Origin of the sequence: Rheinheimera sp., assembly GCF_965283995.1 — a bacterium.
GTDB lineage: Bacteria > Pseudomonadota > Gammaproteobacteria > Enterobacterales > Alteromonadaceae > Pararheinheimera.
The window spans coordinates 1,332,462-1,348,457 of sequence record NZ_CBDIQG010000001.1; the positions used below are offsets into that span (position 1 = coordinate 1,332,462).

General features: G+C 52.1%; 12 protein-coding genes and 1 pseudogene. All 13 read right to left on the reverse strand.

Translation table 11 applies throughout. The annotated features are described in order from the left end of the window. Positions 1-41: 41 nt before the first annotated feature. Positions 42-2,450 (reverse strand): EAL domain-containing protein, encoded by a 2,409-nt coding sequence (locus ACQ66Q_RS06045; RefSeq protein WP_430455964.1) that lies wholly within the window; start codon positions 2,448-2,450, stop codon positions 42-44. A 92-nt stretch (positions 2,451-2,542) separates the two neighbouring features. Further along, on the reverse strand, positions 2,543-3,787 hold the full coding sequence (locus ACQ66Q_RS06050; protein WP_430455965.1) for a class I SAM-dependent methyltransferase: 1,245 nt from the start codon (positions 3,785-3,787) through the stop codon (positions 2,543-2,545). Continuing rightward, positions 3,784-4,542, reverse strand: a complete 759-nt coding sequence (locus tag ACQ66Q_RS06055; protein ID WP_430455966.1) for a DUF1365 domain-containing protein — start codon at positions 4,540-4,542, stop codon at positions 3,784-3,786. Before ACQ66Q_RS06055 ends, ACQ66Q_RS06050 begins: the two co-directional genes overlap by 4 nt. After that, positions 4,542-5,795: an NAD(P)/FAD-dependent oxidoreductase gene (locus tag ACQ66Q_RS06060; RefSeq protein WP_430455967.1), complete on the reverse strand. Its 1,254-nt coding sequence runs from the start codon at positions 5,793-5,795 to the stop codon at positions 4,542-4,544. Before ACQ66Q_RS06060 ends, ACQ66Q_RS06055 begins: the two co-directional genes overlap by 1 nt. A 41-nt stretch (positions 5,796-5,836) precedes the next feature. Further along, positions 5,837-6,244 (reverse strand): nuclear transport factor 2 family protein, encoded by a 408-nt coding sequence (locus ACQ66Q_RS06065; protein WP_430455968.1) that lies wholly within the window; start codon positions 6,242-6,244, stop codon positions 5,837-5,839. A gap of 69 nt (positions 6,245-6,313) precedes the next feature. Then, positions 6,314-7,780 carry a deoxyribodipyrimidine photo-lyase gene (gene phrB, locus ACQ66Q_RS06070; protein WP_430455969.1) on the reverse strand — a complete coding sequence of 489 codons (1,467 nt, stop codon included), beginning with the start codon at positions 7,778-7,780 and terminating at the stop codon, positions 6,314-6,316. Beyond that, on the reverse strand, positions 7,777-8,751 hold the full coding sequence (locus tag ACQ66Q_RS06075; protein ID WP_430455970.1) for a YbgA family protein: 975 nt from the start codon (positions 8,749-8,751) through the stop codon (positions 7,777-7,779). Before ACQ66Q_RS06075 ends, phrB begins: the two co-directional genes overlap by 4 nt. Before the next feature lie 180 nt (positions 8,752-8,931). After that, on the reverse strand, positions 8,932-9,228 hold the full coding sequence (gene ihfA, locus ACQ66Q_RS06080) for an integration host factor subunit alpha (RefSeq protein WP_377246960.1): 297 nt from the start codon (positions 9,226-9,228) through the stop codon (positions 8,932-8,934). Positions 9,229-9,230: 2 nt separating this feature from the next. Continuing rightward, a complete protein-coding gene (pheT, locus tag ACQ66Q_RS06085; RefSeq protein WP_430455971.1) occupies positions 9,231-11,618 on the reverse strand; it encodes a phenylalanine--tRNA ligase subunit beta in 2,388 nt (795 codons plus the stop codon). Between the two features lie 14 nt (positions 11,619-11,632). Continuing rightward, positions 11,633-12,617: pseudogene (gene pheS / locus ACQ66Q_RS06090) on the reverse strand (phenylalanine--tRNA ligase subunit alpha). Positions 12,618-12,728: 111 nt separating this feature from the next. Further along, complete coding sequence (gene hda, locus ACQ66Q_RS06095; RefSeq protein ID WP_430455972.1) at positions 12,729-13,472, reverse strand: DnaA regulatory inactivator Hda; 744 nt, start codon at positions 13,470-13,472, stop codon at positions 12,729-12,731. Beyond that, positions 13,472-14,749: a DUF2066 domain-containing protein gene (locus tag ACQ66Q_RS06100; protein WP_430455973.1), complete on the reverse strand. Its 1,278-nt coding sequence runs from the start codon at positions 14,747-14,749 to the stop codon at positions 13,472-13,474. The genes hda and ACQ66Q_RS06100 overlap by 1 nt, the downstream gene beginning before the upstream one ends. 174 nt (positions 14,750-14,923) lie before the next feature. Further along, complete coding sequence (bamC, locus tag ACQ66Q_RS06105; protein WP_430455974.1) at positions 14,924-15,982, reverse strand: outer membrane protein assembly factor BamC; 1,059 nt, start codon at positions 15,980-15,982, stop codon at positions 14,924-14,926. Between the last annotated feature and the right edge of the window lie 14 nt (positions 15,983-15,996).

Consider the following 15,996-nt stretch of genomic DNA (forward strand, 5'->3'; position numbering starts at 1 on the left):
CTGCGGCCGGTCTCGTTATTTTAGCGCGGGACCTGCCGGCATCAGCGTAACCACTCCACAGCCTGCCGTGCCGGCAGCGCAGCCGCAAACCAATAACCCTGACCACTGTCACAGCCCAGATCCGCCAGAATTTTACGTTGCAGACTGTTTTCAATGCCTTCGGCAATTACTTTTAATTTCAATGTTTTTGCCAGCGCGATGATGGTGTTCACCACGGCATTTTCCTGAATGCGTGGCCGGATCCCGGCAATAAAACTGCGGTCTATTTTCAGCACATCCAATTGGAATTCATGCAAATAGCTGAGACTGGAATACCCGGTACCAAAGTCGTCGAGGAAGACCCGCAGCCCGGCCGCGCGTAGCTGCGCTATGGTCGTTTTTGCCTGCTCAATCTTGTCGATCAAGGCCCGCTCGGTGATTTCGATTGCCAGATACTGTGCCGGAACCTGACTTTCTGCCAACAGCTGCAGCACCGCATCAGCAAAATCAGCACGGGAAAAACTGCGGCCGGAGATGTTCACGCTGACATAAAACGGCGTCGCATAGTTTTGCCACCAGATATTGATTTGCGCGACCGCCTGCCGCACCACGTACAGATCTATCGCGCCGAGCAGGCCTAATTCTTCCGCCAGCGGGATAAAATCGTTCGGTGGCACAAAACCGCGCACCGGATGCTGCCAGCGGATCAACGCTTCAAACCCCAGCGTGGTATCAGTGGCCAAATCCACCACCGGCTGATAATGCAATTCGAATTGTTGCTGCTCCAGCGCTGTCTGGATCTCCATCTCCAGTTGATAATGCTGTACGGCACGCTGGTCCATCTCGTCAGAGAAAAAGCGGTAAACACCGCGGCCGTCCTGTTTGGCCTGATACATCGCAATATCGGCGCGGCGGATCAGCTCGTCGGTGTCATCAATATTGGTGTGAATATTGGCCAGCGCCACGCCAATACTGACTGATGTCTGCAGTTTGTGTTGTTTCAGTAACACCGACTGACTCAGCTGATGCCCAATACGTTGCATCACTTCAGCCACGTCGGTTTCGGTATGGACATCATCGAGCAATATAGCAAATTCGTCGCCGCCTAGGCGCGCCAGCGTGTCGTGCTGACGCAGACACTTTTTCAGCAGCTGCGCCACTGCCACCAGAAACTCATCGCCAACTTGGTGGCCAAGCGTATCGTTGACCATTTTAAAACGGTCCAAATCCAGATAAGCCACTGCGACCACATGATCCGGATAGCGCCGGCGGCGTTTAAACCCCTGCCGCACCCGGTCCAGAAATAACAACCGGTTTGGCAGGTTGGTCAGCGCGTCGTGTAACGCCTGGTGTAACAGCCGTTGCTGGACAAACACCCGTTCCAGCGCGCTGCAGATATGCTGACTGACAAACAACAGCAGGTCGAGATCGGTTTGCTGATAATTACGTTGCACATCATAACTCTGTACCACCACAACGCCCTGCACATTGTCTTCCGACTTAAATGGTACCCCTAACCAATATTCCGGCTGCTCCCCATAAGCTTTAAGCACCTGTTGCTGGTCTAATTGCGCCAGCATGGCTTTATCGGCTAATAGCGGTTTATCCGTGCGGAACACATACCCGGTCAGGCTGTGGTTCAGAATTTCTTTTGGATAAAACTGGTCAGGACTAATATGTTCGCGCGAGTCGGCAAAGTACGGAAAATGCAGCACTTCCTGCTCGGTATCGAACAAGGCAATAAAGAAGTTTTCGGCATAAATCAGTGAATTCACATTGTGATGCAGCTGCTGATAAAACTGCGCAGGCTGTTCGCCGTCATAGTGCAATGAGGCGATATTAAATAACACTTTTTGCAATCGGCTGGCATATTCCAGCTGTACCATCGACTGCTGGATCCGACTTAAACCCTGCAACTGTTCCAGTTTTCTTGCCAGCACCTCTGCGACTTGCTCCAGCAGTGGGCTGGTGCCGGCAAAAAAATCAGTCTGTGGATGCTCGCAGTCCAGCACGGCCAGCAATTGTCCTTCGGACAGCACCGGCACGGCTAACTCACAGTGATAGCGCTGTTGACCGGCCAGATACCGGTCGTCTGCTGTTGTATCGGCCACATAGACGGTCTGCATCTGACGTGCACATGCCGCAACGAGACTTTGGCTTTGCTGGATTTTTATCAGTGGAACCGCTTTGTCACAAGCCCGCAAACCGCAGGCGGCGACGCGTTGCAATGATGTACCGTCGGCGGATACCAGAAATAAACTGCAGTCGGTAAATGCCAGCGCCTGACTGACTTGTTCTACCACGCGCTGATAGACCACAGTGTCGGCTGTGACTGTATGAAGTTCCAGAGCAAGCCGGTTCAATGCCTGTAGCGCTTTCACTTCACGGCGTAACCGGCTGACTTCAGACTGATCGGCCTGTTCTGTTAATAACGCTGCATTGTCTTTGAGCTGATGACGAGCAGGATCCATGCAAGCTGTTTTCCGTTAACTTTTTGAAAGTTATCGCAGTTATAGCACAGAGGTCGATTTTAAGTAAATTGCAAAGCCGGGATCTGAGCAGGTCAGACCGCGGCTTTAAAACCAGGTTTGCACAGCACTAGATGCACCGTACTGGTCGCCCGCTCCAGAAATCCACCTTCGCAATAACACAAATAAAACTGCCACATGCGAATAAACCGGGCATCGTACCCCAGTGCCAGCACTTGTTCTTTTTGCTGCTCAAAACGTTGATGCCAGTCGGCAAGGGTTCTCGCGTAATCCAGGCCAATATCACTTAAATGCCGGATCACCAAATCGGTGCCCTGACATACGGCGTCAGCCATCTTGGTAACCGACGGCAGAAAGCCACCTGGAAAAATAAATTTTTGAATAAAATCAACTTCTTTACTGTAATGTTCGAAGCGTTGATCAGCGATGGTGATCGCTTGCAACACCATCAGGCCGTTAGGTTTTAGCAGGCTGCTACACTTGGCAAAATAAGAATCCAGATACTCTTTGCCTACTGCCTCAATCATTTCTACCGACACTAATTTGTCATACTGCCCGGTTAACAACCGATAATCTTCAAACAACAAAGTAATTTTGTCACCTAGACCCGCCGCCGCGATGCGCTCTGCGGCATAATCGTGTTGTTCACGTGAAATGGTGGTGGTGGTGACTTTACAGCCGTAATGGGTGGCGGCAAAAATCGCCAGGCTGCCCCAGCCAGTGCCTATTTCCAGCAAATGATCGCCGGGTTGCAATTGCAGCTTGTCGCATAACAACCGCAATTTGTGTTGTTGTGCCTGCTCCAGCGTGCTGTCAGCATCCGGGTAAACGGCGCTGGAGTACATCATGCTGTCATCGAGAAATAGTCGATACAGAGAGTTGCCCAAGTCATAATGCGCGGCGATGTTTTTACGCGACTGGCCTAAAGTATTGCGGTTCTTCCAGTCGAGCAGCTTGAGTGCCGGCTTGCTCAATCGGGCCCAGGCGCTTTCCAGCGAATCGAGTAAGGCCATATTGCGGGCAAAAATCCGCACCAGCGTCGTCAGTTGGTCGGTATGCCACCAGCCATCCATATAGGCTTCGCCAGCGCCAACAGAACCGCCCAACACCAGTCGCTGATAAAACCTTGGGTCCCGTACTTCGAGCCGGACCCGCAGATCGGCGTGGGCATCCCCAAGGATTAATTCATCTTTATGATCGACCAGTTCAATACAACCATGTTGTAAACCCGCCAGATATCCCTGTACCAGACGACGACAGATCCTGTCGAGTAAACCCGCTTCGGCAGCAGTGCCAGATTGACTCAGCGCTAACGTCATACCGATTGATCCTTTGGCTTTTGATGTGAATAAAATGGCATGCCTTTACACAATAGTTTCAGTGCTTGCCAATAGATGCGTATAACAACCTGTACGTTTTGCCATGGCTGACGGATCAGCATATTTCGGACGTTGTCCGCATTCAGCGGCTCACGCATCAACCGAAACCAGGCGGAGAAGACCTTACTGCCCTGCCGGCTGTTCTGCAGCAACAGGTTAAATTGCGCTTCCGGCGCTTCGATCCGCCAGTGATATTGCATATCAAGAGGATTAAAAGGTGACACATGAAAATTCTTGGCATGGCTGAATTCGGTGACACCGCTGTGCTCCAGCGGGACCAGATAATGATGACGCTGATTCCACGGCGTATTACTGACTTCGGCCAGCAAATAACGCGGTTGCCCTTGCTGATACAGATAATACTGCGTTAACGGGCTGAAGTAGACCCCCCAGTTCGCCAATGGTGTCAATAAAAACACTTGGTCAATCAAACTGATATCAGCGCCCAATTGGGCGGCGCGGCTTAGCGCAGCTTCGGCTAAGTCGTCAATACCGGCAACTGCAGCGCAGCCTTTAAAATAATCACGCCGGCGCAATGAAAAAGCGCCGAAGGACTCGCGGCGGATCTGCGACGGCAACTCAGCGAGTGCGCGTAAATCCAGCCAAAAATACTGGATATCGTAGTGCAGTCCATGCGGTTTAGGTTGCAGCCGCTGATGGCCCACCTGCCCGCGATAGATCGCATGAGTCGACATCAGAATTTCACTCCAAGCAAAGCGGCAACGTCCACAGCACTGCGCACACCGTCTTCATGGAAACCATTGTACCAATAAGCGCCACAGAAATAACTGCGATGCTGGCCGTTGATCTCCGCACGTCGCGCCTGAGAACGCATGGTACTGTTGTTGTAGACCGGATGGGCATAAGTAAACCGACGCAAAATACGTTCCGGATCTATTTGCGCTGAAGCATTCAGACTGACAACAAAAGTATCCTCACTGCTGATGCCCTGCAGCATATTCATGTTGTAGCTAAGCTTGGCTTGCGTCGAGGCGTCTGCACCAAGCAGATAGTTCCAGGCAGCCCAGGCAGCTTTGCGCTTTGGCAGCAAGCGGATGTCAGTGTGTAACACCACATCATTGTCCTGATAGGCAATGCCGCCAAGTATCTGCTGCTCAGCCGGCGTTGCATCGGCCAGCATCTTGAGCGCCTGATCGCTGTGGCAAGCGAATACCACCTGATCAAAATGTTCAGTGCTGCCATCCGCCAGCGCAATCTCAACCGATTCATCAAATCTGCGCACCTGTGCCACCGGGCTATTGAGCCGGATCCCATCAGCGCCGCATTTGGCCAGCATTGCTTTGACATACTGACGTGAGCCGCCTTTAATCACGGCCCACTGCGGTCTGTCGTTGATGTTGAGCAATCCATGATTGTTGCAAAATTGCAGAAAAAACCGTAGCGGGAAATCTGGCATCGCGGTCAGGCCTGCCGACCAAATCGCTGCACCCATCGGCAACAGATATTTGTCACGCATATCATGACCAAGCTGGTGTTTTTGTAAAAATGCGTCAATAGGCAAATCTAAATCGGCACTATCTTCCGCCACCGCCTGCTTGGCGATTTTATTAAAACGGACAATATCACGCAGCATGCGCCAAAATGATGGTCGCAGCAGGTTGCGCTTTTGCGCAAACAGACTCCACAAATTATTGCCGTTGTATTCAAAATCGGCAGCACGGTCCGTTACAGCAAAACTCATTGTCGTGTGCTGAAATGGCACTTCCAGCTCTGCGATAAAGCGGTTAAACAGCGGATACGTCCAGTTGTTAAATACAATAAAACCGGTATCCACGGCGTACTCACGCCCTGCCACAGTCACATCCACCGTCGCGGTGTGACCGCCTAAATATGCACCCGCCTCAAATAAAGTGACCTGATGCTGTCGTCTGAGCAGATACCAACTCATCATGCCGGCGATGCCCCCGCCTATAACCGCAATACGCATGTATATTCCTTGAATAAAAACCGGGAAAAGAAAAAGCAGATTCAGGCTTCAGCCATGCGGCTGCGGACCTTACCGGTCAGCCAGCCAATCACCGGTAAATGCTGATAAACCATCTGGGTTAAATCGTAATAGTCGCGATGGCGCACAATTTTGCCAGCAGCGTCGTAAGTCAGTTCAGTCGTGCCATCTACCACGATCAGGTTGCCCGAGCCTATCGCTGAATGGCGAAAGCGCATTTGCCAGCTAACAAAGCCCCAATGCGGCCCGACGCCGTGTGCGCCCATTTCAAACTCACATTGTTGCAGATTCTGGTAAGCGTGGCCGAAGTACTGCTCCAGCGCAGCCAGCCCGCAAATGTGATGCACCGGGTCGATAAATTCGACATTATCGGCATATAAATCGCGTAAAGTCGCGAGGTTAGAAAAATTCAGTTGGTTATAAAATTCCACAAACAGCGCCAGCCTGTTAAAGGCTGCGGGCTGAGGCTCCATAACATTTGATGATTCAGTTTGCATTACTTAAAGTCCGTCAGAAGATCCCAGTGCCAGCTGCGCTGGTTCATCGGGTAATAAGTCCACCGATTCACCCCTTGCAGCTTTGAACATACTTAAAGTACGCAGCCGCGCCTTGGCATGATCAACCACCGGACGGAAATACTGTACTGACATTGGCAAAGGGTGTGGCCAATGCAGCTGTTTCCCCGTAAGACCGGCAAGCTCAGGCAGATACTTTTTCAGAAAAATCCCTTTGGGGTCGAATTTTTCACTTTGGGTGACCGGATTGAAGATGCGGAAATAGGGCGCGGCGTCTGTTCCTGTTGAGGCCGCCCATTGCCAGCCTCCGTTATTCGCGGCGAACTCGCCATCGATTAACTTCGACATAAAATAACGCTCGCCCCAGCGCCAATCGATTTGTAAGTCTTTCACCAAAAAACTGGCGGTGATCATCCGCAGGCGGTTGTGCATCCAGCCAGTTTGATTCAACTGCCGCATCGCTGCATCGACAATCGGATAGCCGGTGCGGCCTTCGCACCAGGCGACAAACCAGGCTTCATTATTGCCCCAAACAATGGCTTCAGTGTCATGCTGAAATGCCCGGTGTTTAATCAGTTGCGGATACGCCACCAGGATGTGTTTATAGAATTCGCGCCAAATCAATTCCGACAGCCAGACCGCAGCGCCCGAGCCCTCTTGCCACAGTGCGCTACCGGCCTCGGTTTGCAGCCGCGCGACAGCCTGCTGCGCCGACACCACGCCGATCGCCAGATAAGGCGATAAAGTGGAAGTGCCATCAATCGCCGGAAAATCGCGTGCTTGCTGATAATCCTGCACGCGCTCGCGGCAAAAGCTACGCAGCTGCTCCAGCACTTGTTGTTCAGCGACAGGCCAGGCGGCAGAACTGTTGTCGCCGGCATGCATCGGTGTAAAACCACTCTCGTCGAGCTGAAACCATTGTTGTCTCAAAGGTTTGCCGAGCACCTGCACACCTTTTTGCTGCAGCTGCGACAACCAGGTTTTCTTAAAGGGAGTAAAGATTTTATAAATAGCGTCGGTTTTACTGCGAACAGAACCCGGCGGCATCACACACTGGCTGTCAAACCAATAACAGGGAATGCCAAACGCCTGTAAGGCATGCTTCACTGCCAAATCCCGTTGCTGTTCCCGCAGCTCGTATTCGGTTTGTGCGTAAAGACCCGCAGCACCTTGCTGAGCCAGTCGCTGCAAGATCGCCGCACAATCGCGGTAGTCCCCTGCTTCAATGGCCAGCAGCGGGATCCCAAGTGCCGCAAGCTCTTGTTTCAGCGCGCCTACCCGGCGACGGATCAGATCCTGCTTGATCGGCGCCATATCATGTTGTTGCCAGGTCTGTGGCGTGGCGATAAACACAGCCACCACAGGCAGCCCGGTTTGCGCCGCAGCATGCAGAGCAGCGTTGTCGTAGTGACGCAAGTCGTTACGCAACCAAACCAGCTGAAAGGAACTCAAATCCGCACTCCAAGCTCTGTCGGAAACGGCTGCAGGTAGCGCTGACAAGCGACGTAGTCGTCCGGATGCAACCTTAAATGGTGTTTCAGTAACGTCAATGGCGCCAACAGTGGGATATGCCCCAACCGATACTGGTGGATAAGTTGCAATAATTCGGCTTTGGCTTCAGCACTCAATACCTTTTTGAAAAAGCCTTGCAGGTGCATCAATACATTAGCGTGATTTTTCCGCGTGGTCGGTTGCGTCAATGCCTGCTGCATCGAAATGAGGTAACGGTTAGCCAACTCTGCCGGTGCAAACAATTTCCCTTGCGCCACCAGCCGGCCCAGTTCGCGGTAGGCCACCGGATGATGCGCCAGCAACACAAATTTATACTGACTGTGATACTTCACCAGCTTACCAATGCTAAAGCCATCAGCCATCAACTGTTGCCAGTGTGCCAGTGCGTAGATCCGCGTGACAAAACTTTCACGGATCCCGGCGTCGAGTAAACGGCCATCCTCTTCTACCGGCAACCAGGGATATTGCTGCATCAATTCGCGGGTAAACAGGCCGACCGCTACTTTGCCCAGTTGCGCGCCTTTCTCGTCGACCAGCCGGACTCTTTCCATTCCGCAGCTTGGTGACTTGGCACAGACAATATAACCAGAAAAATCAGCCATCTGCGGAAGCCGTTCGGCGCAAAGTGCCTGCATCGCATCGGTATGGTCGATACTGCTGTCTTTGTTGTTGACCAGCCGGATCTGTTCACTGGCATTTTTCATCAGCCGGATCGCCGGACGCGGCACGCCCATGCCAAGCGCCTGCTCGGGGCAAAAAGGCACAAAATCAGCAAAGGGTAATAGAGTCGCGGTACAAAAATCGGATTGTTTGTGGCCCCCGTCATAACGGACTTTCTGGCCAAGCACGCAGGCACTGATGCCAATTTTTAATTTCATTGCAGCATTAAACAGGTTGGATTGAGTGTGCATTACAGTCCTGAAATATCTTTGGATCAGCAAAAAGAAAAAAAGTCAGATACAAGGTGACAGCAACGCTGACATCCATTTGAAAACTAAATGGTTCACATCCGCCATGCTGACGTTATCCGGAAATAAAAAAAAGAGCGCCCTGGCATAGCCATTGCGCTCTTTTTTCTACGATAACACCAGTTATTTCTTGGCGGTGCCGACTTCAACCCGGCTTTTTAACTTCTGTCCGGGACGGAAGGTCACCACACAACGGGCAGAGATCGGAATATCTTCACCGGTTTTTGGATTACGACCTGGCCGCTGATTTTTCACCCGAAGGTCAAAGTTACCAAAGCCTGACAGTTTGACCTGATCGCCGGTTTCAAGGGCGAGACGGATCTCTTCAAAAAATGACTCTACTATCATTTTGGCGTCGCGTTTGCTGATGCCAAACTTAGTAAATAAACGTTCTGCTAAATCGGCTTTGGTAAGCGCCATTCTCAATCCCTCAACGTTGCGTTGAACTCATCTCCAAGTGCCTGCACCACGGAAGCCACCACTTGTTGGATGTCTTTATCTTCCAGGGTCCGCGTCTTGTCCTGCAGGGTCAAAGCGATAGCGAGCGACTTCATACCCTCAGCCACACCCTGACCTGTGTACACGTCAAACAACTTTAGGTCAACTAGTTGATTTCCGCCAACTTTTCTTATAGTAGCAAGGATATCTGAAAAACGCACATCAGATTTTACGACAATTGCCAAATCACGGCGGTTTGCCGGGTATTTTGAGATTTCCTGAGCAGAAACAATGTGCTTGTCGCCAAAGGCGGCCAGCTCTAATTCGAACAGGAAAGCTTTGCCTTTAATCCCGAGTTTGCGTTCAGCTTCCGGATGCAACGCACCCAGTAAACCAACCTGCTGACCATTGCGCAGCAACGCTGCCGTTTGGCCCGGATGTAAGGCACTGTGCTCACCTTTGCCAAAGCTGAATTCATCAGGCGCTGAAGTTTTGCTGAGCAGCGCTTCAACATCACCTTTGACATCGTAGAAATCAACGGCACGTTCCTGCATGGTCCAGTGTTCGTTGCCATAAGAACCAACAATAAGACCGCCGATCACCGGCACCTGACGCACACCGCCTTCAGCTGAAGCATCAGGGATAAACTTCAGGCCGTACTCAAACAGTCGGATGCGGTTTTGCTGGCGGTTCTGGTTGTATTGCACGGCTTGTAATAAACCTGGCCACAGATTCAACCGCATCGCTGACATATCGGCAGAAATTGGATTGGGCAGCACCAGCGCTTCAATTCCCGGGAACAGCACTTGCTGAACTTTCGGGTCGACAAATGAATAAGTGATCGCTTCCTGATAACCACGGTCGACCAGCAAATCACGCAGGCTGTGCACTGAAATGTCCGCTTCACGGTGATCACGCATCGCCAGTGATGCCACCGGCGCCACGTTTGGAATGCTGTTATAACCATAGACCCGTGCCACTTCTTCAATCAGATCTTCACCGATACTGATATCAAAGCGATAAGTTGGAACAGACACCTGCCAGCTGTCTGTTTGCTCAGAGACAGCAAAACCTAAACGGCGGAAAATTTCTGTCACTGTCGCCGTGTCGATATGAATACCGAGAATGCGGTCCAGTTTCTGCCGGGTCAGGTTGATTTGGGCGGCTTTCGGCAAATGTTCGTCGGATTTGGCTTCCACCACAGGGCCGGCTTCGCCACCAACGATTTCCAGCAGCAGTGCGGTCGCACGTTCCATCGCCGTGCGTTGTAACTCAGGGTCAACACCGCGCTCATAACGATGCGATGCATCGGTATGCAGGCCATATTGGCGGGCGCGACCGGCCATTTCCGTCGGTGCGAAAAATGCGCTTTCAAGGAAAATATCGCGGCTGTCTTTGGTCACACCACTGTTGAGACCACCAAAAATACCGGCCATCGCCAGTGCTTTTTGCTCATCAGCAATCACTAATGTCTGTGGATTTAAGGCGACTTCACTTGCATCGAGCAGCACCAATTTTTCTTCCGGCTTGGCCAGACGCACCACAATGCCACCGTCGATTTTTGCTAAATCAAACGCATGCATCGGATGACCTAGTTCCACCAGCACATAGTTGGTCACGTCTACGACAGGATCAATCGAGCGAATGCCACTGCGGCGTAATTTTTCCACCATCCACAGCGGTGTCAACGCACCGACGTTGATGTTGCGAATGACCCGGCCCAAATAACGTGGACAGGCTTTTGGCGCTTGCAGCGTGATAGTACGCTGCTCATCAATAGTTGGAGTGACAGCAGCTACTTGCGGCTGGCATACATCGAGCTTGTTCAGCACGCCAACTTCGCGGGCAAGGCCCAGCATACCAAGGCAGTCTGCGCGGTTTGGTGTTAAGTCGACTTCGATAGCGTTGTCGTCTAACTGCAGGTATTCGCGGATATTTTTGCCCAGTGGCGCGTCCGCCGGCAACTCAATAATGCCTTCTGAACTTTCCGCCATGCCAAGCTCAGATAACGAGCACAACATGCCATTAGACGGCTGGCCGCGTAACTTGGCTGCTTTGATTTTAAAATCACCCGGCAGCACCGCGCCAACAGTGGCGACAGCAACTTTTAAGCCCTGCCGGCAGTTGGCGGCACCACAGACGATATCCAGCAGCTCACCGCTGCCAATATCCACTTTGGTGACTTGTAATTTATCCGCTTCCGGATGGCGGCCACATTCAACCACATGACCGACCACCACACCACTGAATGCACCGGCAATCGCATCAATGCCGTCTACTTCGAGGCCAGCCATTGAAATCTGTTCGGCCAGTTCCTGCGTTGATAAGGCCGGATTGACCCATTCCCGTAACCAGGATTCACTGAATTTCATTGTTTCGCTCCGGCTTATTTAAATTGTTTTAAGAAACGCAGATCATTTTCGAAGAATGAACGCAGATCGGTGACGCCATAACGCAGCATAGTCAGACGCTCAACGCCCATGCCAAAAGCAAAACCGCTGTACACTTCAGGGTCAATGCCGACGGAACGCAACACGTTCGGATGCACCATGCCGCAGCCTAACAGCTTCCAGCCATTTGCCATTTTTGCCCATCACGTCCACTTCAGCCGAAGGTTCAGTGAATGGGAAAAACGAAGGACGGAAGCGGATCTGCAGATCTTCTTCAAAATAGTTGTTCAGGAAGTCGTGCAAAATGCCTTTGAGTTCAGTAAAGCTGACATTTTTGTCGACCATCAGGCCTTCGACCTGGTGGAACATTGGTGTGTGCGTCATATCGTAGTCGTTGCGATAGACCCGACCCGGCGAAATGATCCGCAGTGGTGGCTGTTCAGTTTCCATGGTGCGGATCTGCACGCCAGACGTCTGCGTACGCAGCATCAATTTGGGATTAAAATAGAAAGTGTCATGATCAGCACGGGCCGGGTGATGCTCAGGAATATTCAACGCATCAAAATTATGGAAATCATCTTCGATTTCCGGTCCGTGTTTGACTTCAAAGCCCAGCTCGCCAAAAAAGGTTTCAATGCGGCGGATGGTGCGGGTAACCGGGTGTAAACCGCCCTGTTCAATACTGCGGCCTGGTAAGGTCACGTCGATTTGTTCAGAGGCCAGTTTTTGTGCCAGCACGGCAGCTTGCATGCCGTCGCGACGCGCGTTTAATGCGTCCTGTACTTGCTGTTTCAGCTCGTTGATTTGTGCGCCGGCCACTTTACGGGCCTCGGCATCCATCGCCCCTAAGGATTTTAACAGCTCAGTGATGCTGCCCTTTTTGCCGAAATACTCGACCCGGACGTCTTCCAGCGCATTGACGTCAGCCGCAGCGGCTACAGCCTGCAATGCGCTGTCTAAGATGGCAGATAGGTTCATGATTTTCCTCAGACCAGCTTGTTTGCTAAAACCGCCGATTTTACAACAATTTCGCTGCTTTTGGGCGCGGTATCATCAGGAAAATTTTAGCAAAATGGCGGAAAATCTGCCGGATCAGCGCTCCGTTAGCGGGAAAGTACTGTGGAGGACGTCTTTGACAAAAGGAATGGTCAGGCGACGCTGGTGCACCATCGAAGCCTTATCCAGAATATCCAGGGTGCTGACGAGGGCACGAATATCGCGTTGCTGGCGGTTTAACAGATAACGCGCTACTTCGTCTGGCAGATCCAGCCCCCGCACCCTGGCTTTTTGCTGCAGTAATTTTTGCTTGTCATCATCGCTAAGCAACCGCAGCTGGAAAACCGTGCAGGCCTGTAACCGCGACACCAGATCCGGCAGCGTAAAGCCGAGCGCAGTGGGTTGGTCATCGGCGACGATGATCAATTTTTTTCCGTGCTCCGCCAGCCGGTTGTACAAATCAAACAGAGCGACCTGCCAGTGTGAATCGCCGGCGACTGCGCCGATATTATCGAGGCAAACCAAATCCAGCTGCTCCAGATTATCCAGCATGCGCGGGCTGTATTGCGCAAATTCGTCGAGCGCAAGCAGCTGACTGGTCAGGCCGAGTTCCTGCGCCTGCACACAGGCGGCATAGAGTAAATGCGACTTGCCGCTGCCGGAAGCGCCAAATACAAACACCGGCGGCTGTGGCGACAATGCGGTCGATTGCGGTTGCAGATATTGTTGAATAAATGCCACGGCTGGACTACTGTCTGCGCCGTAAAAACTGTGCAGAGTTTCATCATCCGGTAAAGTGACGGCCAGCGTAAACTGGGTTGGCTGCAGCTGTGCCTGCATTATTGGCGCCGGAACAGATAACGCGTACTGATCTGCAGAGCCGCCGCGACTGAATTCTGTCCGCTCAATGCCGGACCAACTGGCAAGGCCGGCGCAGGGGCGTTTGCAGCCGTTGCATCCGTTGTGACCACCGCACTGTCATTTACCGGTGCCGTGCCATCGCCAAGAGCGGCTTCCATCGCCGCTTCGGCATCACTGATCACCGGCTCTGCAGCAGTACCAGCCACGGCAACCTGCTCAACCGATGCATCAGGCGCAGCAGTGTCCGGCTGCGGTGTGAGTTCCCGCACCAGACTCAGCGCCCGATAAAACTCTTCGTTGCTGGCTGAAAGCTGTAACTTCAGCACGGCCTGTCCGGCGCTATATTGCACCAGGCTATGTTCACGGACAGTCAGCATCGCGTCGAACAACTGGCGCAGTCGGGCCAGATCAGTCAGGCTACCGACGCCATCAAAGGTCAGTTGCAGACTGTTGCTGCCGGCGATGGCACCGGGAGCCGCAATACGCACGGCGTAACGGGTGGCCTGCGCTTTGGCCAATGCACTGCAAAACTGCTGCGCCAGCACCATGGCGTCGGCATTGATTAACTCGTTGTTTTGCACCGCCCCATCTTGAAGTTGCTGCCAGGTCAAACGGAACTGGACCAGGCCGCTGGCGTCTGTCAGCTGATCAAACAACAGGTTATACACTTCGGTTGCCTGATACCGTGCTGATGCCTGTTGCAATAAGACCCAGTCACCGCCCCAGCTCGCAGCTTCATTCACCAGCGTGGTATCGGTTTCATCAAATAATGGGAACTGGATACTGAGGCCAAACAAGGTCGCCTGAGTTTGTAGCGCTTTACGCAACGGATGATCAGGGCTTAACACAAACTGTGGCGTTTCCACAGGACGTTCAGTCAACCATAACAACACATCAGGCCGACGTGGCCCCCACACCGGGATTTGCTGACTCTGTAACAGTTGGGTGATTTTTTGTCCGTCCAGCGTCACTAACAATTGGCTCTGGCCTTCTTGCTGCACCTGTTGGAACTGCACGACAAACTGGCCGCTGTTTTTTAATGCATCACTCAGACCCGGCAAGCTTTGGACCTCAGTGCTGCCGGTCAATTTTAATAAGACTGCCTGCAAGGCCTGGCGCTGCCACATGGCCTGACTTTGATTCGCTGGCACTGTCGCCTGATACAGATCGGTTAATTCCGCAGCTGGCGTAGCAAACGTCACAATAATCACTGACAACAAGCCAGTAACTTTCCGGAAAAAACGCCAGTCAGGCATGGTAAATCCCCTCCAGTGTCAGGCCAGAGCAGCCCGCTACTGCTGTATTTTATCTGATGCTGCCGGGATCACAATGCGCTGTGTACTGTGACCCGATCTCAATACCGTCGATAACAAAGCACAAGGCGCAAAGTCAGAAACTTTGCGCCTTGTCTGTGTGGTTACTGCAACCGATCAGAGCTCCAGTTTGCCCTGACGAATTGCAGCGGCAAAGACTTCGTAGACTGCATCTAACGTAGCCTGATCCAGCACTTTACCGTCTTTGTCTTTGATCTTAATCGCCGTACCTTTGTCGGTTTTGCTCAGCGACAGCTGATACTCGCCTGCAGTTAACGGTAATTCCGGCAGATCTTCATCGCCCCAGATACTGTCCCAGAATCCCTGTTCAGCTTTGATGTATTTCAGGTAATACACGTAATCTGACTGGTTCAGATCGGTAACTTCCAGTCCGACTTTCTCCAATAACAGCTCAAGCTGTGACCAGGCGACGTCGATCGGTTGTGTCGTCAGCATGACAGGTTCTTGTTTGTCATTGACCGCACGGGTTAACAACACATCCGGCAGTTTGGCTTTCGCTTCACGAATTGCCGCAAGCTCAACAGTGGCAATATGATCGATAATACGGTTGAGGAAATGCACTTCTTCGCGACGCTGGCTGATTGGTGTCAGTTTTTGCGTCTCATCGGTGTATTTGTGTTCCTGCAGTTTGACTTGTACCGCGATAGTACGGCCATGGCTGCGTGGCTCCAGCACCACATTGAATTTGCTTTGTTGTGTCAGCTCCTGCCCTTTCCACAACCACCAACCGGTTTCCTGATAAGAACTGACCCAGTCAGTCTGCCATTGCAGTTGCTGCGGATGGGTGGCGTCAATGGTGTTTTTGCTGAAGAAGCTATTGATATTGTTTTGTAAGTACGGCATCAAGTCGCCGGTAAACTCTGAACGTTCAAACCAGACACGGGCTTCTTTTTCTTCTTCTTCAACCCGGGCATTGGTCGCCACGGCGAGCACCTGCATTGGCGCGCGTAAATCCATTTGCTCAGGGCTGACACCGGCGGCAACTTTGGCCGGTAAATCATATTGCCCAGGTTTTTTCGGCGCTTTCAGGCCAGCCGGGATATTCAATTCTGCAATACGCTGTTCATTCACAGCAGTTTTTTCGGCAGCAGGCCACAACGAACAGCCGGACAACAACAAAGTGGCTGCTACTGCGCCGGGGATCCAATAATGCACCTAAGCACTCCTAT